24 protein-coding genes are annotated in these 26,691 nt (G+C 59.0%); 19 read left to right on the top strand and 5 right to left on the bottom strand.

Annotation, left to right across the window (positions count from 1 at the left end; genetic code table 11):
* The first annotated feature begins 86 nt into the window (after positions 1–86).
* Positions 87–398, top strand: coding sequence for a DUF485 domain-containing protein (locus N8H74_RS20930; protein ID WP_217832144.1), 312 nt, complete (start codon positions 87–89; stop codon positions 396–398).
* Complete coding sequence (locus N8H74_RS20935; protein WP_217832142.1) at positions 395–2,053, top strand: cation acetate symporter; 1,659 nt, start codon at positions 395–397, stop codon at positions 2,051–2,053. The genes N8H74_RS20930 and N8H74_RS20935 overlap by 4 nt, the downstream gene beginning before the upstream one ends.
* 912 nt (positions 2,054–2,965) lie before the next feature.
* Here the strand turns inward: N8H74_RS20935 and gltA are convergent.
* On the bottom strand, positions 2,966–4,255 hold the full coding sequence (gene gltA / locus N8H74_RS20940) for a citrate synthase (RefSeq protein ID WP_003222994.1): 1,290 nt from the start codon (positions 4,253–4,255) through the stop codon (positions 2,966–2,968).
* A gap of 364 nt (positions 4,256–4,619) precedes the next feature.
* On the opposite strand from gltA, the gene sdhC reads away from it, so the two are divergent.
* From sdhC to N8H74_RS21000, 12 genes are all read left to right on the top strand, one after another.
* Positions 4,620–4,994 carry a succinate dehydrogenase, cytochrome b556 subunit gene (sdhC, locus tag N8H74_RS20945; protein WP_055137330.1) on the top strand — a complete coding sequence of 125 codons (375 nt, stop codon included), beginning with the start codon at positions 4,620–4,622 and terminating at the stop codon, positions 4,992–4,994.
* A complete protein-coding gene (gene sdhD, locus N8H74_RS20950; protein WP_055137329.1) occupies positions 4,988–5,356 on the top strand; it encodes a succinate dehydrogenase, hydrophobic membrane anchor protein in 369 nt (122 codons plus the stop codon). Before sdhC ends, sdhD begins: the two co-directional genes overlap by 7 nt.
* A gap of 3 nt (positions 5,357–5,359) precedes the next feature.
* Entirely contained in the window at positions 5,360–7,132 is a 1,773-nt protein-coding gene (gene sdhA, locus N8H74_RS20955; RefSeq protein ID WP_217832141.1) for a succinate dehydrogenase flavoprotein subunit, read from the top strand.
* Between the two features lie 11 nt (positions 7,133–7,143).
* A complete protein-coding gene (locus N8H74_RS20960; RefSeq protein ID WP_217832139.1) occupies positions 7,144–7,848 on the top strand; it encodes a succinate dehydrogenase iron-sulfur subunit in 705 nt (234 codons plus the stop codon).
* A gap of 252 nt (positions 7,849–8,100) precedes the next feature.
* Complete coding sequence (locus N8H74_RS20965; protein ID WP_217832137.1) at positions 8,101–10,932, top strand: 2-oxoglutarate dehydrogenase E1 component; 2,832 nt, start codon at positions 8,101–8,103, stop codon at positions 10,930–10,932.
* A 42-nt stretch (positions 10,933–10,974) separates the two neighbouring features.
* A complete protein-coding gene (odhB, locus tag N8H74_RS20970; RefSeq protein WP_217832135.1) occupies positions 10,975–12,195 on the top strand; it encodes a 2-oxoglutarate dehydrogenase complex dihydrolipoyllysine-residue succinyltransferase in 1,221 nt (406 codons plus the stop codon).
* 97 nt (positions 12,196–12,292) lie between these two features.
* Positions 12,293–13,729, top strand: a complete 1,437-nt coding sequence (gene lpdA, locus N8H74_RS20975; RefSeq protein ID WP_217832134.1) for a dihydrolipoyl dehydrogenase — start codon at positions 12,293–12,295, stop codon at positions 13,727–13,729.
* 199 nt (positions 13,730–13,928) lie between these two features.
* On the top strand, positions 13,929–15,095 hold the full coding sequence (sucC, locus tag N8H74_RS20980; RefSeq protein ID WP_217832133.1) for an ADP-forming succinate--CoA ligase subunit beta: 1,167 nt from the start codon (positions 13,929–13,931) through the stop codon (positions 15,093–15,095).
* Positions 15,095–15,979 (top strand): succinate--CoA ligase subunit alpha, encoded by an 885-nt coding sequence (gene sucD, locus N8H74_RS20985; RefSeq protein WP_011333119.1) that lies wholly within the window; start codon positions 15,095–15,097, stop codon positions 15,977–15,979. Before sucC ends, sucD begins: the two co-directional genes overlap by 1 nt.
* A 358-nt stretch (positions 15,980–16,337) precedes the next feature.
* On the top strand, positions 16,338–17,651 hold the full coding sequence (brnQ, locus tag N8H74_RS20990; RefSeq protein ID WP_262149952.1) for a branched-chain amino acid transport system II carrier protein: 1,314 nt from the start codon (positions 16,338–16,340) through the stop codon (positions 17,649–17,651).
* A 156-nt stretch (positions 17,652–17,807) separates the two neighbouring features.
* The gene (locus tag N8H74_RS20995; RefSeq protein WP_217832130.1) at positions 17,808–18,545 is read left to right on the top strand and encodes a DUF599 family protein; all 738 of its coding nucleotides are present in this window, start codon (positions 17,808–17,810) and stop codon (positions 18,543–18,545) included.
* Positions 18,545–18,946 (top strand): MAPEG family protein, encoded by a 402-nt coding sequence (locus tag N8H74_RS21000; RefSeq protein WP_217832128.1) that lies wholly within the window; start codon positions 18,545–18,547, stop codon positions 18,944–18,946. The genes N8H74_RS20995 and N8H74_RS21000 overlap by 1 nt, the downstream gene beginning before the upstream one ends.
* Before the next feature lie 77 nt (positions 18,947–19,023).
* Here N8H74_RS21000 and N8H74_RS21005 read toward each other — a convergent pair whose 3' ends face one another.
* Entirely contained in the window at positions 19,024–19,260 is a 237-nt protein-coding gene (locus N8H74_RS21005; RefSeq protein ID WP_011333123.1) for a hypothetical protein, read from the bottom strand.
* A 158-nt stretch (positions 19,261–19,418) separates the two neighbouring features.
* Here N8H74_RS21005 and N8H74_RS21010 point away from each other — a divergent pair, with 158 nt between their 5' ends.
* The 4 genes from N8H74_RS21010 (at position 19,419) to N8H74_RS21025 (ending at position 23,127) form a co-directional block, all read left to right on the top strand.
* Entirely contained in the window at positions 19,419–19,895 is a 477-nt protein-coding gene (locus N8H74_RS21010) for a PaaI family thioesterase (protein WP_262149956.1), read from the top strand.
* Positions 19,892–20,344 carry a PaaI family thioesterase gene (locus N8H74_RS21015; RefSeq protein ID WP_217832125.1) on the top strand — a complete coding sequence of 151 codons (453 nt, stop codon included), beginning with the start codon at positions 19,892–19,894 and terminating at the stop codon, positions 20,342–20,344. Before N8H74_RS21010 ends, N8H74_RS21015 begins: the two co-directional genes overlap by 4 nt.
* A gap of 81 nt (positions 20,345–20,425) precedes the next feature.
* Positions 20,426–22,330 (top strand): molecular chaperone HtpG, encoded by a 1,905-nt coding sequence (gene htpG, locus N8H74_RS21020; protein ID WP_217832123.1) that lies wholly within the window; start codon positions 20,426–20,428, stop codon positions 22,328–22,330.
* Between the two features lie 68 nt (positions 22,331–22,398).
* Positions 22,399–23,127: a dienelactone hydrolase family protein gene (locus N8H74_RS21025; RefSeq protein WP_217832122.1), complete on the top strand. Its 729-nt coding sequence runs from the start codon at positions 22,399–22,401 to the stop codon at positions 23,125–23,127.
* Between the two features lie 184 nt (positions 23,128–23,311).
* Here the strand turns inward: N8H74_RS21025 and N8H74_RS21030 are convergent, their stop codons facing one another.
* The 3 genes from N8H74_RS21030 to N8H74_RS21040 all read right to left on the bottom strand — a co-directional run bounded on the left by N8H74_RS21030 (position 23,312) and on the right by N8H74_RS21040 (position 25,024).
* The gene (locus N8H74_RS21030) at positions 23,312–24,178 is read right to left on the bottom strand and encodes a pirin family protein (protein ID WP_262149959.1); all 867 of its coding nucleotides are present in this window, start codon (positions 24,176–24,178) and stop codon (positions 23,312–23,314) included.
* A gap of 61 nt (positions 24,179–24,239) precedes the next feature.
* A complete protein-coding gene (locus tag N8H74_RS21035) occupies positions 24,240–24,656 on the bottom strand; it encodes an OsmC family protein (protein ID WP_217832118.1) in 417 nt (138 codons plus the stop codon).
* 191 nt (positions 24,657–24,847) lie between these two features.
* Positions 24,848–25,024: a hypothetical protein gene (locus tag N8H74_RS21040; protein WP_262149962.1), complete on the bottom strand. Its 177-nt coding sequence runs from the start codon at positions 25,022–25,024 to the stop codon at positions 24,848–24,850.
* Between N8H74_RS21040 and N8H74_RS21045 the strand changes: the two genes are divergently transcribed.
* On the top strand, positions 25,017–26,642 hold the full coding sequence (locus N8H74_RS21045) for a methyl-accepting chemotaxis protein (RefSeq protein ID WP_262149964.1): 1,626 nt from the start codon (positions 25,017–25,019) through the stop codon (positions 26,640–26,642). The two genes, N8H74_RS21040 and N8H74_RS21045, sit on opposite strands and share 8 nt — an antisense overlap.
* The last annotated feature ends 49 nt before the right edge of the window (positions 26,643–26,691 follow it).

A 26,691-nucleotide genomic window follows, 5' to 3' on the forward strand; every position in this document is an offset into this window, starting at 1 on the left:
ACTACTAAGGTCGTCTGGAACCGCGCTCGCAGCCGCATACAGTGGATATCGTTCCAACAATAATCTGTGCTGCGAGGATAAAAACAATGAACGACAGCATTTACCTCTCTATTCAGAACAGCCCGCGCTTCAAGGAGCTGGTCAAGAAAAGAGAACGATTCGCCTGGATACTCTCGGCGATCATGCTCGGGCTTTACTCCGCCTTCATCCTTCTGATCGCTTACGGGCCGCAAGTGCTCGGGGCGAAACTCAGTCCTGAATCATCCATCACCTGGGGCATTCCGCTCGGTGTCGGCCTGATCGTTTCGGCCTTTGTCCTGACCGGCATCTACGTGCGTCGCGCCAATGGCGAGTTCGACGACCTGAACAATGCGATTCTCAAGGAGGCTCAGCAATGATCCGGCGTCTACTGGCTCTTTTGAGCATCGCAGCGTTCGCTCCAGCCGTCTGGGCCGCTGACGCCCTGACCGGCGAAGTCCATAAACAACCGCTCAACGTTTCCGCGATCGTCATGTTCGTGGTGTTCGTCGGCGCGACCCTGTGCATCACCTACTGGGCCTCCAAGCGCAACAAGTCGGCGGCCGACTACTATGCGGCGGGCGGCAAGATCACCGGTTTCCAGAACGGTCTGGCGATTGCCGGTGACTACATGTCGGCGGCGTCCTTCCTGGGGATTTCCGCGCTGGTGTTCACCTCCGGCTACGACGGCCTGATCTACTCGATCGGCTTCCTGGTGGGCTGGCCGATCATTCTGTTCCTGATCGCCGAGCGTCTGCGCAACCTGGGTAAATACACCTTTGCCGACGTGGCGTCCTATCGTCTCGGGCAAACCCAGATCCGCACCCTGTCGGCCTGCGGTTCGCTGGTGGTGGTGGCGTTCTACCTGATCGCGCAAATGGTCGGTGCCGGCAAGCTGATCCAGCTGCTGTTCGGCCTCGACTACCACGTCGCGGTGATTCTGGTCGGTATCCTGATGTGCCTCTACGTGCTGTTCGGCGGCATGCTGGCGACCACCTGGGTGCAGATCATCAAGGCTGTCTTGCTGCTCTCCGGCGCGTCGTTCATGGCGCTGATGGTGATGAAGCACGTCAACTTCGACTTCAACACGCTGTTCTCCGAGGCGATCAAGGTTCACCCCAAAGGTGAGGCGATCATGAGCCCGGGCGGCCTGGTGAAAGATCCGATTTCGGCGTTCTCCCTGGGTCTGGCGCTGATGTTCGGTACGGCTGGCCTGCCGCACATCCTGATGCGCTTCTTCACGGTGAGCGATGCCAAGGAAGCGCGTAAGAGCGTGCTGTACGCTACCGGTTTCATTGGTTACTTCTACATCCTGACCTTCATCATCGGCTTCGGCGCGATCCTGCTGGTCAGCACCAACCCGGCATTCAAGGATGCAGCGGGCGCTCTGCTCGGCGGCAACAACATGGCGGCGGTCCACCTGGCCAACGCGGTGGGTGGCAGCATTTTCCTCGGCTTCATCTCGGCGGTAGCGTTCGCGACCATTCTTGCCGTGGTGGCGGGGCTGACCCTGGCCGGCGCTTCGGCGGTGTCTCACGACCTTTATGCCAGCGTGGTCAAGAAGGGCAAGGCCAACGAAAAAGATGAAATCCGCGTTTCGAAGATCACCACCGTCGCACTCGGTGTGTTGGCTATCGGCTTGGGCATCCTGTTCGAAAGCCAGAACATTGCGTTCATGGTCGGCCTGGCGTTCTCCATAGCGGCGAGCTGCAACTTCCCGGTGCTGCTGCTTTCGATGTACTGGAAGAAGCTGACCACCCGTGGCGCGATGATCGGCGGCTGGCTGGGGCTGGTGAGTGCGGTGGGGCTGATGATCCTCGGCCCGACCATCTGGGTGCAGATTCTGCATCACGAGAAGGCGATCTTCCCGTACGAGTACCCGGCGCTGTTCTCGATGATCATTGCCTTCATCGGTATCTGGTTCTTCTCGGTTACCGACAAGTCCGCAGCGGCGGATAAAGAGCGTGAGCTGTTCCATCCGCAGTTTGTGCGTTCGCAGACTGGGTTGGGGGCTAGCGGGGCGGTTTCGCATTAAAAGCAGAGCTGCAAGCTTCAAGTTGTGAGCTTCAAGTGAAATGCCCCGGTCGTGAGATCGGGGCATTTCTTTTGTGGGCGGTTATCGGACGGCTTGGTGTGGTTTTTTGATTGGGTACATATCCGTTGCTGCGGTAACGGCTTCTTAGGGTTTCGCCCTGACGGCGAGTCACCTTTTCCAAACGCCGAAAAGGTAACCCAAAAGGCTTTACCCTGACGTTCGGCCCTCGCTGTGGCTCGGGTTCCTTCGCTCCGGGATCGATCCGGGGGCATCGCCTCCGGTTTGCTTCGCTGCACCTCCTCTCGATGTGTTTGGCTTCGCCAAACGGTCGCTGCGCTCCCACCCCCGGATCAATCCCTCCACTCAGCCTGCCGACGGGCCTTGAGATCAAAAGCTTTGCTCGAGCTAACGCTCATCGTGGTGTGTGGTGGGTGGCTCTTGATCTGGCTTTTGCTTTTGCTTTTGCTCTGGCTCTGGCTCTGGCTCTGGCTCTGGCTCTGGCTCTGGCTCTGGCTCTGGCTTTTGATTTTTGCCCCTTCGGCAGGCCGAGCGGAGGTGTTCATCAGGGGGTAGGCGCGCAGCGCCGTGCGGCGAAGCCGCATACATCGAGAGGAGGTGCAGCGAAGCAAGCCGGAGGCGATGCCCCCTGATGGGCACCGTAGCGAGGGAACACTGAGCCTAAGCGAAGTGCCGTACGCCGGGGCCAAGACTTTTTGGTTACTTTTGAGGCGTTTGTCAAAAGTGACTCGCTGTAAGAGCGAAACCGCCAGCGGCAGCACCCGCAGCAACGGATATGCCCCCAGTCAACCAAAAAACAGTCGGCCCAAAGGCCGCTGAAACCAAACAAAAACGGCCCCCATTCACATGGAGGCCGTTTTCGATACAGCTCAAGACGTTATCGCAAGACAGGTCTTATTTGCGGTCTTCCAGCTTGGTGATGTCACGCGACTCGTAGCCGGTGTACAGCTGGCGCGGACGGCCGATCTTGTACGGGCTGGAGAGCATTTCTTTCCAGTGGGAGATCCAGCCGACAGTACGTGCCAGGGCGAAGATCACGGTGAACATGCTGGTTGGAATGCCGATCGCCTTGAGGATGATCCCCGAGTAGAAGTCGACGTTCGGGTACAGCGAGCGTTCGATGAAGTACGGGTCGGTCAGGGCGATCTCTTCCAGGCGCATGGCCAGTTCGAGTTGCGGATCGTTGTTGATGCCCAGTTCCTTCAGCACTTCGTCGCAGGTCTGCTTCATGACCGTCGCGCGTGGGTCGCGGTTCTTGTAGACGCGGTGACCGAAGCCCATCAGCTTGAACGGATCGTTCTTGTCCTTGGCCTTGGCGATGAACTTGTCGATGTTCGAAACATCGCCGATTTCATCGAGCATGGTCAGTACGGCTTCGTTCGCACCGCCGTGGGCAGGGCCCCACAGTGCAGCGATGCCGGCGGCGATACAGGCGAACGGGTTGGCGCCCGAGGAGCCCGCCAGACGCACGGTGGAGGTCGAAGCGTTCTGCTCGTGGTCGGCATGGAGGATGAAGATCCGGTCCATGGCCTTGGCGAGCACCGGGCTGATCGGTTTGATCTCGCACGGGGTGTTGAACATCATGTGCAGGAAGTTTTCCGCGTACGTCAGGTCGTTGCGCGGGTACATCATGGGTTGACCCATGGAGTACTTGTAAACCATCGCCGCCAGGGTAGGCATCTTGGCAACCAGACGGATCGCGGAGATTTCGCGATGCTGCGGGTTATTGATGTCCAGGGAGTCGTGGTAGAAGGCCGAGAGAGCGCCGACTACGCCGCACATGACGGCCATCGGGTGGGCGTCGCGACGGAAGCCGTTGAAGAAGGTTTTCAGCTGCTCGTGAACCATGGTGTGGTTTTTCACGGTGCTGACGAACTGGGCCTTCTGTTCTGCGGTCGGCAGCTCGCCGTTGAGTAGCAGATAGCAGGTTTCCAGATAGTCCGACTTTTCAGCCAGCTGTTCGATCGGGTAACCGCGGTGCAGCAGGATGCCGTTATCGCCGTCGATATAGGTGATCTTCGATTCGCAGGAAGCGGTCGACATGAAACCGGGGTCGAAAGTGAAGCGGCCCGTGGCCGTCAGGCCCCGAACATCGATAACATCGGGACCAACGGTGCCGGTTAAAATGGGCAGCTCGACGGGGGCTGCGCCCTCGATGATCAACTGCGCTTTTTTGTCAGCCATGTGGCCTCCTATTTATGCTTGAAATCATCAGACAGACCCCCCACGCAGGGCCCGCACCACTATAGTGAGATAAATTCGAATGTCAATTTGCCTAAAGTCTTGCTCCAGAAGGCTTTAACCGGACTTTTTCCTCGAAATTGCCTGCCATTTACGCCTTTTATACGACTTGTGCAATCAGCTATTGGGGGTAGGCGATTGCGTTGTCATTAGTAGCCTAACTGTCTATACTCGGCGACCGACCGCCAAGGGCTTTTGGGCTTGCTTTCATTGGGGGTCGCATCCCTGGGTGGTGGTTACCTGACCAGTGCACTCCCCAACAACTTTGCCCTGATTGTTAGGGGCTCTTCAGTGTGAAAAAAAAGCCGTGAAAAGCCAACGACCTGTAAACCTAGACCTAAGGACCATCAAACTCCCCATCACCGGCGTTACGTCGTTTCTTCACCGTGTTTCCGGCATCATCCTCTTCCTGGGCCTTGGCATCATGCTTTATGCATTGGGCAAATCCCTGGGTTCCGAGGAAGGTTATGTCGAGGTGAAGGCATGCTTGACCAGTCCGCTGGCCAAGTTCGTAGCATGGGGCCTCCTGTCCGCTCTTCTGTATCACCTGGTTGCCGGTGTGCGCCACTTGATCATGGACATGGGCATCGGTGAGACGCTGGAAGGCGGCCGCCTGGGCTCGAAAATTATCATCGCCGTTTCCGTGGTGCTGATCGTTCTGGCAGGAGTTTGGATATGGTAACCAGCGTTACGAACCTTTCGCGTTCGGGCCTCTATGACTGGATGGCACAGCGTGTGTCTGCGGTCGTTCTCGCGGCTTATTTCATTTTTCTGATCGGCTACCTCGCCGCGAACCCCGGCATTGGCTATGAGCAATGGCACGGTCTGTTCGCCCACAATGCGATGCGTATCTTCAGTCTGCTGGCACTCGTTGCCCTGGGCGCTCACGCCTGGGTCGGCATGTGGACCATCGCGACCGACTACCTGACGCCAATGGCGCTGGGCAAATCGGCGACTGCAGTACGTTTCCTTTTCCAGGCAGTATGCGGCGTTGCGATGTTCGCTTACTTCGTCTGGGGTGTGCAGATTCTCTGGGGTATCTGAGTCATGGCTAACATTCCAACGATTTCTTTCGACGCCATCATTATTGGTGGTGGCGGTGCCGGCATGCGCGCTGCGCTGCAACTGGCACAGGGCGGTCACAAGACTGCCGTGATCACCAAGGTTTTCCCGACCCGTTCGCACACTGTATCCGCCCAGGGCGGCATCACCTGCGCGATCGCGTCCGCCGACCCGAACGATGACTGGCGCTGGCACATGTACGATACCGTCAAGGGTTCCGACTACATCGGTGACCAGGACGCTATCGAATACATGTGTCAGGAAGGCCCGGCTGCCGTTTTCGAGCTGGACCACATGGGTCTGCCATTCTCGCGTACCGAACAAGGCCGTATCTACCAGCGTCCGTTCGGCGGTCAGTCGAAGGATTACGGTAAAGGCGGGCAGGCTGCCCGTACCTGCGCCGCTTCCGACCGTACCGGTCACGCGCTGCTGCACACCCTTTATCAGGGCAACCTGAAAGCCGGTACCACGTTCCTGAACGAGTACTACGCTGTCGATCTGGTGAAGAACGACGCAGGCGACTTCGTCGGTGTTATTGCCATTTGCATCGAAACCGGCGAAACCACCTACATCCGCGCGAAAGCCACCGTACTGGCGACCGGCGGTGCAGGCCGTATCTACGCTTCGACCACCAACGCCCTGATCAACACCGGTGACGGCGTCGGCATGGCTCTGCGTGCAGGCGTACCGGTACAAGACATCGAAATGTGGCAGTTCCACCCGACCGGCATCGCCGGCGCCGGTGTTCTGGTGACCGAAGGTTGCCGTGGTGAAGGTGGTTACCTGATCAACAAGCACGGCGAGCGTTTCATGGAGCGTTATGCTCCGAACGCCAAAGACCTCGCTGGTCGTGACGTGGTTGCCCGCTCGATGGTTAAGGAAATCATCGCCGGCAACGGTTGCGGTCCGAATGGCGACCACGTAATGCTCAAACTCGACCACTTGGGCGAGGAAGTGCTGCACAGCCGTCTGCCAGGCATCTGCGAACTGTCGAAGACGTTTGCTCACGTTGACCCGGTTGTCGCTCCGGTTCCGGTCGTTCCGACTTGCCACTATATGATGGGCGGCGTTGCCACCAACATTCACGGCCAGGCGATCACCCAGAACGCTGAAGGCGTCGACACCATCATCCCGGGCCTGTTCGCGGTAGGCGAAGTGGCTTGCGTATCGGTTCACGGTGCCAACCGTCTGGGCGGCAACTCGCTGCTCGACCTGGTGGTATTCGGCCGTGCCGCCGGCCTGCACCTGGAAAAGGCGCTGACCGACGGTATCGAATACGACGACGCCACCGAAGCCAACATCAATGCCGCTCTGGCCCGTCTGTCCGCCCTCAACGAGCGTACCGATGGCGAAGACGTCGCCACCCTGCGTCGCGAGCTGCAAAGCTGCATGCAGAACTATTTCGGTGTATTCCGTACCGGCGAATACATGCAGAAAGGTATCGCTCAGCTGGCCGATCTGCGCAAGCGCATCGCCAACGTGAAGATCAACGATAAGTCGCAGGCATTCAACACTGCACGTATCGAAGCTCTTGAGCTGCAAAACCTGCTGGAAGTGGCTGAAGCTACTGCCATCGCTGCCGAAGTACGTAAAGAGTCCCGCGGTGCTCACGCTCGTGAAGACTTCGAAGATCGTGACGACGAAAACTGGCTGTGCCACACCCTGTACTTCCCGGGTGACAAGCGCGTCACCAAGCGTGCCGTGAACTTCTCGCCGAAGACTGTTCCGACTTTCGAACCTAAAGTCCGGACTTATTAAGGGTGACCGCCATGTTGCAAGTTGAAGTTTATCGTTACAACCCTGACACCGACTCCGCGCCGAAAACCCAGGTTTTCCAGGTCGACACCGGTGGCAAGGATCTGATGGTGCTGGACGTGCTGGCCCTGATCAAAGAGCAGGACGAAGGTTTCTCCTATCGTCGCTCCTGCCGTGAAGGCGTCTGCGGCTCCGACGGCATGAACATCAACGGCAAGAACGGCCTGGCGTGCATCACGCCACTGTCCGCTGTCGTGAAAGGCAACAAGTTGGTTGTTCGTCCGCTGCCAGGTTTGCCGGTTATCCGTGACCTGGTCGTCGATATGAGCATCTTCTACAAGCAATACGAGAAGGTTAAGCCATTCCTGCAGAACGACACGCCGGCTCCGGCCATCGAGCGTCTGCAGTCCCCTGAAGAGCGTGAAAAGCTCGATGGTCTGTACGAGTGCATCCTGTGCGCCTGCTGCTCGACCTCGTGCCCGTCCTTCTGGTGGAACCCGGACAAGTTCCTGGGCCCGGCCGCACTGCTGCAAGCGTACCGCTTCCTGGCAGACAGCCGCGACACCAAGACGTCCGAGCGTCTGGCTTCGCTCGATGACCCGTTCAGCGTATTCCGCTGCCGGGGCATCATGAACTGCGTCAACGTATGTCCGAAAGGCCTGAACCCGACTAAGGCCATCGGTCACATCCGTAACATGCTGCTCTCGAGCGGCGTGTGATTCAGCTGCTGTACCCGTAGGACCGCTAAAGGTCACGGCGCGGGCTTCAACCCGCGCCATGGCTATAACCAGAGCAGCAGTCATAAGCTGCGGCTCTTATTTTGAAGAAATGAGACAAGCAGGGGCATCCGGGCTGGTACCCGGACTATCAGTGTGATCCTAAGTGGCTTGTTTTGGTCGCTGCATTCGGACTTCTGCAAGCTTGCTCGGTGTCGACACCGGTGGTGTTCCCCTAACCGAGGGTGACCAAGCATGCAAGAGAGCGTGATGCAGCGCATGTGGGACAGCGCCTACCTTTCCGGTGGAAATGCTGCCTATGTGGAAGAGCTTTATGAGCTCTACCTGCACGACCCTAACGCTGTGCCAGAAGAGTGGCGCACCTACTTTCAGAAGTTGCCAACCGAAGGCAACTCTGCCACCGATGTTTCGCACTCCACAATTCGCGATCATTTCGTGCTGCTGGCAAAGAACCAGCGCCGCGCCCAGCCGGTTTCCGCCGCAAGCGTGAGCACTGAGCACGAGAAGAAGCAAGTTGAAGTGCTGCGATTGATCCAGGCCTACCGTATGCGTGGCCACCAGGCAGCCCAGCTTGACCCGCTGGGGCTGTGGCAGCGTCCTGCACCTGCAGACCTGTCGATCAATCATTACGGCTTGACCAATGCCGATCTTGATACGACCTTCCGTGCCGGCGACCTGTTCATCGGCAAAGAGGAAGCGAGCCTACGCGAAATTCACGAAGCGTTGCAGCAGACATATTGCCGCACCATCGGCGCTGAATTTACGCACATCACCGATTCCGAGCAGCGCCAGTGGTTCCAGCAGCGTCTGGAAAGCGTGCGCGGTCGTCCGACGTACTCCGCCGACATCAAGACTCACGTGCTCGAGCGCGTGACCGCCGGTGAAGGGCTGGAAAAATACCTGGGCACCAAATACCCGGGCACCAAGCGTTTCGGCCTGGAAGGCGGCGAAAGCCTGATTCCGATGCTCGACGAACTGATCCAGCGTTCCGGTTCCTACGGCACCAAGGAAGTCGTCATCGGCATGGCCCACCGTGGCCGTCTCAACGTGCTGGTCAACACCTTCGGCAAGAACCCGCGCGAGCTGTTCGACGAGTTCGAAGGCAAGAAGAAGGTCGAGCTGGGCTCCGGTGACGTTAAGTACCACCAGGGTTTCTCGTCCAACGTCATGACCACTGGCGGTGAAGTTCACCTCGCCATGGCGTTCAACCCGTCCCACCTGGAAATCGTTTCCCCGGTGGTCGAGGGTTCGGTTCGCGCCCGTCAGGATCGTCGCAACGACCCGACCGGCGAGAAAGTCCTGCCGATCTCCATCCACGGTGACGCTGCATTCGCAGGTCAGGGCGTGGTGATGGAAACCTTCCAGATGTCGCAGACCCGCGGTTTCAAGACCGGCGGCACCGTGCACATCGTGATCAACAACCAGGTCGGTTTCACCATCAGCAACCCGCTGGACTCGCGTTCCACCGAGTACGCCACCGACGTCGCGAAAATGATCCAGGCGCCGATCCTCCATGTGAATGGTGATGATCCGGAAGCCGTGTTGTTCGTGACCCAGCTGGCCATCGACTACCGCATGCAGTTCAAGCGTGACGTGGTGATCGACCTGGTCTGCTACCGTCGTCGCGGCCACAACGAAGCGGACGAACCGAGCGGCACCCAGCCTCTGATGTATCAGCAGATCACCAAACAGCGCACCACCCGTGAGCTGTATGCCGATCGTCTGATCCAGGGCGGTGTGCTGGACGCCGAGCGTGTTCAGGCCAAGGTCGACGAGTACCGCAACGCGCTGGACAACGGTCTGCACGTAGTGAAGAGCCTGGTCAAAGAGCCGAACAAAGAGCTGTTCGTGGACTGGCGTCCGTATCTGGGCCACGCCTGGACGGCGCGTCACGACACCCGTTTCGACTTGAAGACCCTGCAGGAACTGTCCGCCAAGCTGCTGGAAATTCCGGAAGGCTTCGTGGTTCAGCGTCAGGTCGCGAAGATCTACGAAGACCGTCAGAAGATGCAAGCCGGCGGCCTGCCGATCAACTGGGGTTACGCCGAAACCATGGCGTACGCGACCCTGGCGTTCGAAGGTCACCCGATTCGCATGACCGGTCAGGACATCGGCCGCGGTACGTTCTCGCACCGTCACGCTGTTCTGCACAACCAGAAAGACGCCGGCACCTACATTCCACTGAAGAACCTGTACGACGGTCAGCCGCGTTTCGACCTGTACGACTCGTTCCTGTCGGAAGAAGCCGTACTGGCATTCGAATACGGTTACTCGACCACTACGCCAAACGCGCTGGTGATCTGGGAAGCCCAGTTCGGTGACTTCGCCAACGGTGCACAGGTCGTGATCGACCAGTTCATCACCAGCGGCGAGCACAAGTGGGGCCGTCTCTGCGGTCTGACCATGCTGCTGCCGCACGGCTACGAAGGTCAGGGTCCTGAGCACTCCTCGGCACGTCTTGAGCGTTACCTGCAACTGTGTGCCGAGCACAACATTCAGGTGTGCATGCCGACCACGCCGGCGCAGATCTACCACTTGCTGCGTCGTCAGGTGATTCGCCCGCTGCGCAAGCCGCTGGTGGTCCTGACTCCGAAGTCGCTGCTGCGCCACAAGCTGGCCATCTCGACGCTGGAAGACCTGGCCGATGGTTCGTTCCAGACCGTGATCCCGGAAATCGATGCCCTGGACCCGAAAAAGGTCGAGCGCGTTGTTCTGTGTAGCGGCAAGGTCTACTACGACCTGCTGGAAAAACGCCGTGCCGAAGGCCGTGAAGATATCGCCATCGTGCGTATCGAGCAGCTGTACCCATTCCCTGAGGACGACTTGAAAGAAGTCCTGGCTCCTTACACCAACGTCAAACATGCCGTCTGGTGCCAGGAAGAGCCGATGAACCAGGGTGCGTGGTACTGCAGCCAGCACCACCTGCGTCGCAGCATCAGCAACCTCAACAAGTCTCTCGTACTCGAATACGCGGGCCGCGAGGCTTCTGCTGCACCTGCATGCGGTTACGCATCGATGCACGCCGAGCAGCAGGAAAAACTGCTGCAAGACGCGTTTACCGTTTAACGCCTTCGCGCACCTGAAACCGAATTTAAGGAACCACAGATAATGGCTATCGAGATCAAAGCCCCCACTTTCCCGGAATCGGTTGCCGATGGCACCGTTGCCACCTGGCACAAACAACCGGGCGACGCCGTCAAGCGTGACGAACTGATCGTCGACATCGAAACCGACAAGGTCGTGCTGGAAGTTCTGGCGACCGCTGACGGCGTGCTGGGCGCAATCGTCAAGGGCGAAGGCGACACCGTTCTGTCCGACGAAGTTCTGGGCTCCATCGTTGAAGGCGGCGCTGCTGCCGCTGCCCCGGCAGCCGCTGCTGCTCCGGCCGCTGCCGCCGCTCCGGCTGCCGCTGACGGCGAAGACGACCCGATCGCTGCTCCTGCCGCGCGCAAGCTGGCTGAAGAGAACGGCATCAACATCGCTTCCGTTGCCGGCACCGGCAAGGGCGGTCGCGTAACCAAGGAAGACGTGGTTGCTGCTGTTGCTGCCAAGAAAGCTGCTCCGGCTGCCGCACCTGCCAAGGCTGCTGCTCCGGCCGCCGCTGCTCCTGTGTTCGCCGCTGGCGATCGCGTCGAGAAGCGCGTGCCGATGACCCGCGTTCGCGCGACCGTCGCCAAGCGTCTGGTAGAAGCTCAGTCGAACATGGCGATGCTGACCACTTTCAACGAAGTCGACATGACCGAAGTCATGGCGCTACGTTCGAAGTACAAGGACCTGTTCGAGAAGTCCCACAACGGCGTACGCCTGGGCTTCATGTCGTTCTTCGTGAAAGCGGCTACCGAAGCGCTGAAACGCTTCCCGGCGGTCAACGCTTCGATCGACGGCAACGACATCGTTTACCACGGCTACGCTGACGTGGGTGTGGCAGTTTCCAGCGACCGTGGCCTGGTGGTTCCGGTTCTGCGTAACGCCGAGCACATGAGCCTGGCTGAAATCGAAAACGGCATCGCGACCTTCGGCAAGAAAGCCCGTGACGGCAAACTGTCGATGGACGAAATGACCGGCGGTACGTTCACCATCACCAACGGTGGTACCTTCGGCTCGATGATGTCGACCCCGATCGTCAACCCGCCGCAGGCAGCGATTCTGGGCATGCACAACATCATCCAGCGTCCGATGGCCATCAACGGTCAGGTCGTGATCCGTCCGATGATGTACCTGGCACTGTCCTACGATCACCGTCTGATCGATGGCAAAGAAGCTGTAACCTTCCTGGTGACCATCAAGAACCTGCTGGAAGATCCGGCTCGTCTGTTGCTGGATATCTGATTGAAGCAGCTGTGAGCTGCAAGTTTCGGGCTGCAAGCAACGGCAGCCCGGCTTGCAGCTTGCGGCCTGAAGCTTTTCGCTAAAGAGGATTTTTTGAATGTCGCAGAAATTTGACGTAGTAGTGATCGGTGCTGGCCCTGGCGGCTACGTGGCAGCCATCAAGGCTGCACAGCTCGGTCTGAGCACTGCCTGCATCGAGAAGTACACCGATGCTGAAGGCAAGCAAGCCCTGGGCGGCACCTGCCTGAACGTAGGCTGCATTCCTTCCAAGGCACTGCTGGACAGCTCCTGGAAATACAAGGAAGCGAAAGAAAGCTTCAACGTCCACGGTATCTCGACCGGCGAAGTCAAGATGGACGTCGCTGCGATGGTTGGCCGCAAGGCTGGCATCGTCAAGAACCTGACCGGCGGTGTTGCCACCCTGTTCAAGGCCAACGGCGTTACTTCGATCCAGGGCCACGGCAAACTGCTGGCCGGCAAGAAAGTCGAAGTCACCAAGCCTGACGGTTCGGTTGAAGTCATCGAAGCCGAAAACGTGATCCTGGCTCCAGGTTCGCGCCCAATCGACATTCCACCGGCCCCGGTTGACCAGAACGTTATCGTCGACTCGACTGGCGCTCTGGAATTCCAGACCGTACCGAAGCGCCTGGGCGTGATCGGTGCCGGCGTGATCGGCCTGGAACTGGGTTCGGTATGGTCGCGTCTGGGTGCAGAAGTGACCGTCCTGGAAGCCCTGGACACCTTCCTGATGGCAGCGGACACCGCTGTTTCCAAGGAAGCGCTGAAAACCCTGACCAAACAGGGCCTGGACATCAAGCTGGGCGCTCGCGTGACCGGCTCCAAAGTGAACGGCGCTGAAGTCGTCGTGAACTACACCGATGCCAACGGCGAACAGACCATCACTTTCGACAAGCTGATCGTAGCCGTTGGTCGCCGTCCGGTGACCACTGATCTGCTGGCTGCCGACAGCGGTGTGACCCTGGACGAGCGCGGTTTCGTGCACGTTGACGATCACTGTGCCACCACCGTACCGGGCGTTTACGCCATCGGTGACGTGGTTCGCGGCATGATGCTGGCACACAAGGCCTCGGAAGAGGGCATCATGGTTGTCGAGCGCATCAAGGGCCACAAGGCTCAGATGAACTATGACCTGATCCCTTCGGTTATTTATACTCACCCGGAAATCGCGTGGGTCGGTAAAACCGAGCAGACCTTGAAAGCTGAAGGCGTTGAAGTTAACGTCGGCACCTTCCCGTTCGCAGCCTCCGGCCGCGCAATGGCCGCCAACGATACCGGCGGTTTCGTCAAGGTCATCGCCGATGCCAAGACTGACCGTGTATTGGGCGTCCATGTGATTGGCCCAAGCGCTGCAGAACTGGTTCAGCAAGGCGCGATCGCGATGGAATTCGGCACCAGCGCTGAAGACCTGGGCATGATGGTTTTCTCCCATCCGACCCTGTCTGAAGCCTTGCACGAAGCTGCTTTGGCGGTGAATGGCGGCGCCATCCACATTGCCAACCGCAAGAAGCGTTAAGACACAATAAGAAACCACGGCGGTACGGCCCGTCGTGAGCCTTGCGTGCAAGACTCACCGCGGAATGTCCGCTGGACGCAGTCTTGCGTAGCTGCACCGGGTATCCGGAAAGGCTGCGCAAGCAGCAGTCACAGGTGGCGCGGCACTCATAACGAGCGCAGCGCCGAATGCGCAGTACCTAACGAAGACGGTAAAAAGCATGAATCTTCACGAGTATCAGGGTAAGCAGCTGTTCGCTGAGTACGGCCTGCCAGTATCCAAAGGCTACGCGGTAGACACCCCGGAAGAAGCAGCGGAAGCTTGCGACAAAATCGGCGGCAACGAGTGGGTTGTCAAAGCCCAGGTTCACGCCGGTGGTCGCGGTAAAGCGGGCGGCGTAAAGCTGGTTCGCAGCAAAGAAGACGCCAAAGCCTTCGCACAGCAGTGGCTGGGCAAGCGTCTGGTGACTTACCAGACTGACGCCAACGGCCAGCCAGTCACCAAGATCCTGGTTGAATCGTGCACTGATATCGCTAAAGAGCTGTACCTGGGCGCTGTCGTTGACCGTTCGAGCCGTCGCATCGTGTTCATGGCTTCCACCGAAGGTGGCGTGGACATCGAGAAAATCGCTCACGACACTCCAGAAAAAATCCTCAAGGCCACTATCGATCCACTGGTTGGCGCTCAGCCATTCCAGGGTCGCGAGCTGGCGTTCCAGCTGGGTCTGGAAGGCAAGCAGGTTGCTCAGTTCGCCAAGATCTTCGTAGGTCTGGCCAAGCTGTTCAAGGATCACGACCTGGCTCTGCTGGAAGTGAACCCGCTGGTGATCAAGGCTGACGGCGATCTGCACTGCCTGGACGCCAAGATCAACATCGACGCCAACGCCATGTACCGTCAGCCTAAGCTGAAGACTTTCCACGATCCGTCGCAGGACGATCCGCGCGAAGCGCACGCTGCCAAGTTCGAACTGAACTACGTAGCCCTGGAAGGCAACATCGGCTGCATGGTCAACGGTGCCGGTCTGGCCATGGGCACCATGGACATCGTCAACCTGCACGGCGGCAAGCCAGCCAACTTCCTCGACGTAGGTGGTGGTGCTACCAAAGAGCGCGTGACCGAAGCCTTCAAGATCATCCTGTCCGACAGCAACGTCGCTGCAGTACTGGTCAACATCTTCGGCGGCATCGTTCGTTGCGACATGATTGCCGAAGGCATCATCGGCGCCGTGAAAGAAGTCGGCGTGAAAATCCCGGTTGTTGTTCGTCTTGAAGGCAACAACGCTGAACTGGGCGCTAAAGTACTGGCAGAAAGCGGTTTGAACATCATCGCTGCTACCAGCCTGACCGACGCTGCTCAACAAGTTGTCAAAGCTGCGGAGGGCAAGTAATGAGCGTCCTGATCAATAAAGACACCAAAGTCATCTGCCAGGGCTTCACCGGCGCGCAGGGTACTTTCCACTCCGAACAAGCCATTGCCTACGGCACCAAAATGGTTGGCGGCGTGACTCCAGGCAAAGGTGGCACCACTCACCTGAACCTGCCTGTGTTCAACACCGTGAAAGAAGCCGTAGAAGCCACTGGCGCCACCGCCAGCGTGATCTACGTTCCGGCTCCTTTCTGCAAGGACTCGATCCTGGAAGCGGCTTTCGGCGGCATCAAGCTGATCGTCTGCATCACCGAAGGCATTCCTACCCTGGACATGCTGGACGCGAAGGTTAAGTGCGACGAGCTGGGTGTTACCCTGATCGGCCCTAACTGCCCAGGCGTGATCACTCCGGGCGAATGCAAGATCGGCATCATGCCAGGTCACATTCACTTGCCAGGCAAAGTCGGTATCGTTTCCCGTTCCGGCACCCTGACCTACGAAGCTGTGAAGCAGACCACTGACGCCGGTTTCGGTCAGTCGACTTGCGTCGGCATCGGCGGTGACCCGATCCCGGGCTCCAACTTCATCGACATCCTGAAGCTGTTCCAGGAAGACCCGAAGACCGAAGCGATCGTGATGATCGGCGAGATCGGCGGTTCGGCTGAAGAAGAAGCGGCTGCCTACATCAAGGCCAACGTAACCAAGCCGGTTGTTTCCTACATCGCTGGTGTGACTGCTCCTCCGGGCAAGCGCATGGGCCACGCAGGTGCAATCATCTCTGGCGGCAAAGGCACTGCAGACGAGAAATTCGCTGCTCTGCAAGACGCTGGCGTGAAAACCGTGCGTTCGCTGGCAGACATCGGCAAGGCCCTGGCCGAGCTGACTGGCTGGGAAGTGAAGAAGTAAGTTTCGACTGACTTCAAGCTCCAGCACAAAGGCCACCTTCGGGTGGCCTTTGTCGTTTTAGAGCAGTTGCAAGCTTCAGGCGGACTGTTGCAACGCAAAGCTTGCGGCCTGGAACTTGTCACTTGTCGCTGGTTTTCATACAAAAACGCGACACAGGAATGTCGCGTATCGGATAGTTCGCCCTCAAACAGTGCGTTTGTCGGGCAAATTCGTTAGGCTAGCAGCCATTTTTGCGTCTGCGGCCCACAAGGCAGGCAACGCGCTAAACGGGTCAGTCCCAAACGGACTGACAGCATTTCCCTAACCCCACAGGGAAATCCCCCTCTAAATTCCGATTCAGTAGTGTGGTATTTCCTTAATGAAAGTTTTGAAAGGTCAGGACATCCTGGCACTTGGTTTCATGACATTTGCCCTGTTCGTCGGGGCCGGCAACATCATCTTCCCGCCTATCGTCGGTTTGCAGTCCGGACCCAATGTCTGGATGGCGGCGCTGGGCTTCCTGATCACCGCCGTCGGTCTGCCGGTGATCACCGTCGTCGCGCTGGCCAAGGTCGGTGGCGCGATGGACACCCTGAGCAGCCCGATCGGCAAGATCGCCGGTGGTCTGCTGGCTGCCGCCTGCTACCTGGCGGTCGGACCGCTGTTCGCCACTCCGCGTACCGCGACCGTATCGTTCGAAGTGGGCCTGGCGCCGCTGACCGGCGAGAGCCCGCTGGCGCTGTTCCTCTATAGCTCGGTGTACTTCCTGCTGGTGTTCTTCATTTCGCTCTATCCGGGCCGTCTGCTGGACACCGTGGGGCGTTTCCTCGCGCCGCTGAAGATCATTGCCCTGGCGGTACTCGGCATCGCCGCGTTCGCGCTGCCGGCCGGTGATATCGGTGTCGCAACGCCTGAGTACGTCGCTGCGCCGTTCTCCCAGGGCTTCATCAATGGTTACCTGACCATGGATACCCTGGGCGCACTGGTGTTCGGCATCGTCATCGTCAACGCGATCCGCTCCCGTGGCGTCGAGTCACCGGCGCTGATTACCCGCTACGCGATCATTGCCGGTCTGATTGCCGGTGTCGGTCTGGCGCTGGTGTATGTCAGCCTGTTCCGCCTCGGTTCCGGCAGCCATGAAGTCGCGGCCGGCGCCACCAACGGCGCGGCGGTGCTGCATGCTTATGTGCAACACACCTTCGGCTCGTTGGGCAGTGGTTTCCTCGCGGTGCTGATTTCCCTGGCGTGCCTGGTGACGGCGGTCGGTCTGACCTGCGCCTGCGCCGAATACTTCAGCCGCGTGCTGCCGCTGTCCTACAAGACCCTGGTGATCATCCTGGCGGCGTTCTCGCTGCTGGTGTCCAACCTGGGCCTGACCAAGCTGATCGCGTTCTCGATTCCGGTCCTGACCGCGATCTACCCGCCATGCATCGTTCTGGTGGCTCTGAGCTTCTGCAAGGACTTCTGGCATGAACAAGGCCGCATCATCGGCCCGGTGATGCTGGTGTCGTTCCTGTTCGGCACCATCGACGCCCTCAAAGGCGCCGGTCTGGCCGACTGGATGCCGTCGCAACTGGCACACCTGCCACTGAGCGAGCAGGGCCTGGCGTGGCTGGTGCCGTCGGTCATGACCCTGGCGGTCGCCTTCGTGTGCGATCGTCTGCTGGGCAAGCGCAGCGAAGCCCTGGCGTAACGAACGCTGACCGACCTGCCAAAAGCGGGTCTGGAGCGATTAAACAGAAATGCCCCGTATCAATCGATGCGGGGCATTTTTTATGGGCGTGAGGCAGTGTCTTTTTCCCTGAGCTAACGTCGAAGGGGTGCCGAAATCTTCATCACAAGGAATTGCATGTCGTTCATCCAAGCCAACCTGATCCACTTGCTCGCCGCTGTCTGGTTTGTCATCTGCTGGGGCGGTTACACCCGTTATGCCACCTGGAAGGGCCGCGACACGGCTTGCCTGGCCAGTGTGCTGCATTTGTACCGAGAAGACTGGATGCGCCGCATGCTGCTGCGGGACAACCGCATCGCCGACGCCAGCGTGATCGGCAATCTTGAACGTAATGCCTCGTTCTTCGCGTCCAGCACTTTGATCATTCTTGCCGGCATTCTCACCGTCCTCGGCGCATCCGAGCGCGCGGTGTCGTTGCTGGCGGACATTCCGATGGTGCAGCAGGCCTCCCAAGGCATGTCGGAAATCAAGCTGCTGTGCCTGGCGCTGGTGTTCGTCTACGCCTTCTTCACGTTCAGTTGGTGCATGCGCCAGTACAACTTCGCGGCCATTCTGGTCGGTTCGGCGCCGATGATCGGTGAGCGGCAAGTCTCCGAACAGGAGCGCAAGGCGTTCGCTTCGCGGGCCGCAAGGGTGATTTCGATGGCGGCCAATCAGTTCAACTTCGGCCTGCGTTCCTATTACTTCGGCATGAGCATGCTGGCGTGGTTCGTCAGCCCGTGGCTGTTCATGTTGATGAGCGCCGGCGTGGTGCTGGTTTTGTATCGCCGGGAGTTTCATTCCGATGTTCTGGATGTAATGGTCTATACCCCTACAGAGGCGCCGTTGCCCGAAGCGAACAAAGAGGCTGCTTGATGAGTATTCCGTTCTGGTGTGTGTTTATCAGTGCATTGTTGATTTACATCGCGCGTATGCCGGTGGCTCGAGCGATGAAGGAGCAGGGTGGTTACAACAACCATTTGCCGCGTCAGCAGCAGGCGCAATTGACCGGGTTTGGCGCCCGGGCGCTGGCCGCACATCAGAACAGCATCGAAGCGTTCATTCTGTTTGCGGTCGGTGTGCTGATGGCGCACACCACACAGACGGCGGGGTGGTTGATCGATACTCTGGCAATCATCTTTGTGATTGCGCGAATCATCTACTTGTTGTGTTACTGGGCTGATCTGGCCTGGCAGCGCAGCCTGGTCTGGCTGGTCGGGTTAGTGTGCAGCTTGTTACTGATGATTAGTCCGACTTTTAGAACCTTAGTGCTCTAATGGCGTATCACCGAAAATTGACAGGCAAAAGAAAACCCGCACTTGGCGGGTTTTCTTTTATTGCAGCGAGAAGCGACTTATTGCTTCTTGGCGGCTTCTTCTTGCGCGGCAGCGTTCGATTCGGCCTGATCTTTGGCGGCTTCGGCGTTTTCTTTCGCCGCGTCGTTCACTTTATCCTGAGCCTCATTCATTTTCTGCTGAGCTTGTTCAGCATGTTGGTTGGCATCTTGAGCTTTGTCCTCGGATTTTTTATCGCAGGCGGCGAGACCGAGGGAAGCGGTCAACATCAAGGCAATAGCTAAAGTCTTACGCATGGGGTGTTTCTCCTTATGGAAAATAACTACTGGCCTTAAGAGCGCGACGCCAAGGGTTAAGTTCCTCATTTCTCACAGATATATAAGTTTGTTTTGCAATGGAACTTTTGCTGTTCTCTCCACTACCGCAAACAGCGACTAATACGAGTAATCATCAAATGGCCGAAAACCCCATTTTTGAGCGTGCGATACGATTTCTTTCGGCGTTGCGTCATTGTCAGGTGCTGGGTTTGCGCGTCCACAGCGCCAGCAATGACGGGTTGACCGTAGTCCTGCCGTACAGCGCAAAAATCGTTGGCAATCCGCAGACCGGTGTCATCCACGGTGGCGCCCTGACGTCGCTGATGGATACCGCTTGTGGCATGTCGACCCTGTGCGTTCTGCCGGAATTCGAGGTTTGCCCGACCCTCGACCTGCGCATCGACTACATGCACGCCGCCGAGCCGCACAAGGATGTGTTCGGTTTCGCGCAATGCTATCGGGTCACCACCGACGTGATCTTCGCCCGTGGCTTTGCCTACCAGGACGACCCCGAACGCCCGATCGCCCATGCGGTCGGCACGTTCATGCGCATGGGCAAGGGACTCAAGGGCACCAAGGGGTTTGGCGGCGTGATCAAGGGAGATGGCCAATGAGTGACGATCTCAAGCAGCAACTGCAAGCCGCGCACGAGAAGGGTGATTACGCGCCGCTGCTGGCGCTGATCCCCTACGCCGGGCTGATTGGCGTCGAGTGTTCGCGGGTCGGTGATGATTTGCTGTTCAAGCTGCCGGCGAACAAGGACAACATTGGTAACCCGATATTGCCGGCGATCCATGGCGGGGTGATCGCCGGGTTCATGGAACTGGCCGCCGCCCTCCATCTGCTGATCTTCACCGGCGCGCCGGGCGTACCGAAGATCATCGATTTCTCCCTGGATTACCTGCGTGCCGGGCAGTTTCGCGACACCTGGGCCAAGTGCCAAGTGTGCCGTCAGGGGCGGCGGGTGGCGAACGTCGCGATCACGGCCTGGCAGACCACCGAAGGCGAGCCTATTGCCACTGCCCGCGCGCACTTCAAAATCGATGAGCCCTTGAAATCCTGAACACCGCCCCCAACTCAGATGACAACCCGCCGCAGACCATCTGGGTCGCGGCCAATGCCATCTGATTGGAGTTTGATGACCATGAGTGTGGAAACTCAAAAGGAAACCCTGGGCTTCCAGACCGAGGTGAAGCAACTGCTGCACCTCATGATCCATTCGCTGTATTCCAACAAGGAAATCTTCCTTCGCGAATTGATCTCCAACGCCTCTGACGCCGTCGACAAGCTGCGCTTCGAAGCCCTGGCCAAGCCTGAGTTGCTCGAAGGTGGCGCTGAACTGAAAATCCGTGTGAGCTTCGACAAGGACGCCAAGACCGTCACCCTCGAAGACAACGGTATCGGCATGAACCGCGACGATGTGATCACCCACCTGGGGACCATCGCCAAATCCGGCACTGCCGACTTCATGAAAAACCTGTCCGGCGATCAGAAGAAGGATTCGCACCTGATCGGTCAGTTCGGCGTAGGTTTCTACTCCGCGTTCATTGTCGCCGACAAGGTTGACGTCTACAGCCGTCGTGCCGGCGCCGCTGCCAGCGAAGGCGTGCACTGGTCGTCGAAAGGCGAGGGCGAGTTTGAGGTCGCCACCATCGACAAGGCCGAGCGCGGTACGCGCATCGTCCTGCACCTGAAGTCCGGCGAAGACGAATTCGCCGATGGCTGGCGCCTGCGCAATATCGTCAAGAAGTACTCCGACCACATCGCTCTGCCGATCGAGTTGCCGAAAGAAGCCGCCGCAGCCGAGGGCGAAGAGCAACCAGCCGTTGAGTGGGAAACCGTCAACCGCGCCAGCGCCCTGTGGACCCGTCCTCGCACCGACGTGAAGGATGAGGAATACCAGGAGTTCTACAAGCACATCGCCCACGACTTCGAAAACCCGCTGGCCTGGAGCCACAACAAGGTTGAAGGCAAGCTCGAGTACAACTCGTTGCTGTACGTGCCGGCCCGTGCGCCGTTCGATCTGTACCAGCGTGAAGCGCCGAAAGGCCTGAAGCTGTATGTGCAGCGCGTGTTCGTGATGGATCAGGCCGAGTCGTTCCTGCCGCTGTACCTGCGTTTCATCAAGGGTGTGGTCGATTCCAACGACCTGTCGCTGAACGTGTCGCGGGAAATCCTGCAGAAAGACCCGATCATCGACTCGATGAAGTCGGCGCTGACCAAGCGCGTGCTGGACATGCTGGAAAAACTGGCGAAGAACGAGCCTGAGCAATACAAGGGCTTCTGGAAGAACTTCGGTCAGGTCATGAAAGAAGGCCCGGCGGAAGATTTCGCCAACAAGGAAAAGATCGCCGGTCTGCTGCGTTTCGCATCGACCAATGGCACCGACGACGAGCAGATCGTCGGTCTGGCCGACTACCTGGCTCGCGCCAAGGAAGGTCAGGACAAAATTTACTACCTCACCGGCGAAACCTACGCGCAGGTCAAGAACAGTCCGCACCTGGAAGTCTTCCGCAAGAAAGGCATCGAAGTGCTGCTGCTGACCGACCGCATCGACGAGTGGCTGATGAGCTACCTCAGCGAGTTCGACGGCAAGAGCTTCGTCGACGTGGCCCGTGGTGACCTCGATCTGGGCAACCTGGACTCGGAAGAGGACAAGAAGGCCGCAGAAGAAGTCGCCAAGTCCAAGGAAGCGCTGGTCGAGCGTCTGAAAACCGCGCTGGGCGAGTCCGTGGCGGAAGTCCGGGTTTCCCATCGTCTGACCGATTCGCCGGCAATTCTGGCGATCGGCGAGCAGGATCTGGGTCTGCAGATGCGCCAGATTCTCGAGGCGAGCGGGCAGAAGGTGCCGGATTCGAAGCCGATCTTCGAATTCAACCCGAGCCATCCGTTGATCGAGAAGCTCGACAACGAGTCCAGCGAAGAGCGTTTCGGCGAACTGTCGCACATCCTTTTCGACCAGGCGGCCCTGGCGGCCGGCGACAGCTTGAAGGATCCGGCGGCCTATGTGCGCCGCCTGAACAAGCTGCTGGTTGAACTGTCCGCTTGATCACGTTGTAGAAAAACCCGCTTCGGCGGGTTTTTTCATTCTGGTATTGAACAATTCAGGAGTCAGAAATGAGCCAAGTCACTGTACGTTCGGTGGTCTATCAGATTGATGGCCAGCCATATGAAGGCCGTTTGGCGTTCGACGCCGATCACAAAGGTGCTCGACCAGGGCTGCTGATGGCACCGAACTGGATGGGTGTCAGTGCCGGCGCGGAAGATATTGCCAAGTCGGTGGCGGCCAAGGGCTATGTGGTGTTGATTGCCGACATCTATGGTCAAGCGGTACGGCCACAGAATGCCGATCAGGCTGGTGCGGCAATGATGCCGCTGAAGAATGACCGGGCCTTGTTGCGCAAGCGGATGCAGGCTTCGTTCGAGCAGTTGCAGGCGCAAGGAGAAGCGGCGGTCGATATGTCGAAACTGGCGGTATTCGGTTTCTGCTTCGGCGGTTGCTGTGCGCTGGATCTGGCCCGTACCGGTGCGCCGGTGAAAGCGGCGGTGTCGTTCCATGGCACGCTGGATTCACCGAACCCGGCGGATGCGAAGAATATCAAGGGCTCGGTGCTGGTACTGCATGGCGCTTCCGACCCGCTGGTGCCAAAAGAGCAACTGCCGGCATTCGAAGAGGAAATGAATGCGGCGGGCGTGGATTGGCAATTGCTGAGCTACGGCGGCGCGGTGCATTCGTTCACTGATCCGCATGCCAATGTGCCGGGCAAGATGATGTACGACGCGAAGACGGCGGCGCGGGCATTCAAATCGATGCATGACTTGCTGGACGAGGTGTTCAAGGGCTGATGGCCCTGAAGCCAAGGTAAAAGCCCCTCACCCTGACCCTCTCCCGGAGGGAGAGGGGACTGACCATGGGTTGCTCGGGAACTGCGTTGACCTGAGAATCCATTATCGAATGGGTCTTTCAGGTCGATAGATGGCGCAAGACACTTCGGTCGGCTCCCTCTCCCTCCGGGGGGAGGGTAGCGGTTTAACGGGGTAGCTCGATGCGCTCGACTTCCCCCGGCACCGTCGGCCAATCCCCGGCCGCCCATTTTCGCCGCGCCTCATCGATCGCCGCCGGATCGCTCGCGACAAAATTCCAGTTGATCCGCCGTGGCCCGTCCAGTGGCGCGCCGCCGAACAGTACGGCATGCGTATCGCTGTCGGCAAACAGCGTCATCTCTTCCCCGGCAGGCAATACCACCAGTGCATGGGGCTCCACCGTCTCGCCGTTCAGTTGCACGTCGCCGCTCAACACATACAACGCCCGTTCCTCATGTTCGGTGGGGATCAGCAGGGTGGTCGCGGTCTGCATCTTCAATTCTGCGTACAGCGTGGGAGAAAGCACCGGCACCGGCGATTCCAGGCAAAAGCCTGACCCGGCAATCATCCGGATCTGCACGCCGAGGTTATCGCTGACCGGCAAGGTCGCGGCCGGGTGATGGCTGTAATGCCCGGGGCCTTGCTCGTGATCTTTTGGCGAGGCCAGCCAGATCTGCAAGCCATGCATCGTAAAGCTGCGCTCCCACAAGGCTTCGGGTGTGCGCTCGACATGGGCGATGGCGCTGCCGGCGGTCATCCAGCTGACGTCGCCGGCATTGACCACCTGATCCGAACCCAGGCTGTCCTTGTGCTGGATCTGTCCTTCAAACAAATAGGTGAGGGTCGACAGACCTATGTGCGGATGCTGTCGGATGTTCATGCCTTTGCCCGTCGGATAAACCGTTTCGAGCATGTGGTCGAAAAACACGAAAGGCCCGACATTGCGGCATTTGGCTGACGGCAGAGGGCGCAGGATCGGCTGGCCTTCGACGTCTTCGGCGCGCGGGCGGATGATCAGGGGTTGGCTGTCCATGGGGTATTCCAGGCGGGGCGGGTGATGCGCGGAGCATAACCCGCCAGAGGCGTCGTGGTGATTACTGGCTGTCGAAGCCTTGTGGGGCGTGGGTTTCGATGGTGACTTCGCTGGTGGTCATCAGTTTGTGAATCGGGCAACGGTCGGCAACGCGCAGCAACTCCTCGCGCTGGGCGTCGGTGAGCACGCCTTTGAGGGTCAGTGTGACGTGCAGGGCGTATTTGCCTTTCTGTTCCTGGCTGTTGTCGCGTTTGACCTCGACGCCCACGCCGGTCAGCGGGATGTCTTTCTTCTTCGCGTAGATCTTCAGGGTCAGGGCCTTGCAGGCACCGAGCGCGGCGTCGAAGTAATCGTGCGGCTCGGGTGCCGAGCCTTCGCCGCCGGCGGCAAGCGGCGCGTCGGCAAACAATTCGTGGTCATCGATTTGTACGGTGTGACGATAGCCTTCAGCGGAGACGGTATTGACGGTAACGGTCATGGGAACCTCACAAGCAGTAGGAAAAGTCATTCGATCAAAAAAGACCTTGCAGTTATAGAGCATTCCCACAGAGGCGCGTTCCACTTTCCTGCAAGGACGAATCCTGATGGTCAGGTAGGGTCTAGCCTATGCCTGTCTGCCGGAGATTAATTGTGTCGGTGTTTCGTCTGACGTTATCGATCTTGCCGCGATCAGTGCCCAAGTCCGAGAAAACGACGCTGAATCGTTAATGCCGAGGGTTCGAAGTAGTAAGGCCTTTTGATATCACCTTTTGGTCTTACGCATTTTTTCTCAGGGCCGATACCTTCTAAAGCAACCAGCTGCAGGGTTGATGCAGCGCTTTTGGAAGGAACCAGAGCAATGAGCATCCGTAGTCTCAATATTGCCCCTCGTGCCGGCATGGGGTTCGGCCTGCTGGCGCTGATGGTGTTTGCCCTCGGCGCGTTCGCCCTGTTGCAGATGTCCAACATGCGCGCGCAGTCCGATGAGGTCGACAACAACTGGCTGCCCAGCGTGATGGCGGTCGGTGAAATGAGTCAGGACATGCTGCGGCTGCGAGCGCTGACCATGCGTCTGTTGCTCAATCGCGATCAGCAAGCCCTCGATCAGAACGTTGCCAAGCTCAACGAACTGCGTGGTGTGCTGAGCGAGGCGCAGCAGCGCTACGATGTGTTGATCGTGCTGCCCGAGGAGCGTGCGCTGTTTGATCGCTTCAAGGTTGCCGAGCATAAGTATCTGGAGCTTCAGGCGCAGGTCATGGTCTTGTCCGCGCAGGGCAAGGTTGATGAGGCAGCGGCGATTCTCAATGGGCAGATGAACCCGCTGGCCGATGAGATCGCGGTCACCATGCGCGAACTGGTGGAACTGAACAAGCACAACGCCAACCTTGCCACTGAAGCGGCGCGGCTGGTGTTCATCAATTCTCGGGTGTGGGTCGGGGTGATGATCGGCCTTACCGCGCTGATCACCATTGGCCTGGCGCTGCTGCTGACTCGCAGCATCGTGGTGCCGCTGGCGCAATCGCTGGGGGTCGCCGAGGTGGTGGCGGGCGGCGACCTGACCGGCGATATCCGCATCATCGGCACGGATGAGCCGGCGCGACTGCTGCATGCGCTCAAGAGCATGCAACACAGCCTGCGCGACACCATCCGGCGGATCTCCGAATCCTCCAGCCAGTTGGCCTCGGCTTCCGAAGAGCTGAGTTGCGTCACCGAAGACGCTACGCGCGGGCTGCATCAGCAGAGCCTGGAGATCGAGCAGGCGGCCACGGCGGTGAACCAGATGACGGCGGCCGTGGAGGAAGTGGCGAGCAACGCCGTGGCGACCTCCGAGGCGTCGCGCGAGTCGGATCGCATTGCCCAGCATGGTCGCGAGCAGGTGCAGCAGACGGTGTCGTCCATCGAGTTGCTGGCCGACGATGTCACCGCCAATGCGAGCCAGGTCGAGGATCTGGCGCAAAAGGTCTACGGTATCAGCAAAGTGCTGGAGGTGATTCGCTCGATTGCCGAGCAGACCAATCTGCTGGCGTTGAACGCGGCGATCGAGGCTGCCCGTGCCGGTGATGCCGGGCGCGGTTTTGCGGTGGTGGCCGATGAGGTTCGGGCGTTGGCTCATCGCACCCAGCAATCGACCCGGGAAATCGAGCAGATGATCGGCGGCATCCAGCAGGGCACCGATTCGGCGGTCAGCTCGATGCAGCAAAGCAACGTCCGCGCGCGGTCTACTCTGGAGTTGGCGAAAGCCGCCGGGGTGGCGCTGGAGGAAATTGCCTCGGCGTTTACCTTGATCAACGAACGCAACCTGGTGATCGCCAGCGCCTCGGAAGAACAGGCGGCGGTGGCGCGGGAAGTTGACCGCAATCTGATGAATATCCGTGATCTGGCCATGCAGACCTCGGCCGGGGCCAATCAGACCAGTGCAGCGAGCCAGGAGCTGTCGCGGCTGGCGGTGGATTTGAACAGTATGGTGGCGAAGTTTTCGGTGTGAGTCGGGAGCCTGCCTAAACAAAACACGTAGAACCTGCGTCGAACCGCAG

Origin of the sequence: Pseudomonas sp. B2M1-30 (assembly GCF_025447575.1) — a bacterium.
GTDB lineage: Bacteria > Pseudomonadota > Gammaproteobacteria > Pseudomonadales > Pseudomonadaceae > Aquipseudomonas > Aquipseudomonas botevensis.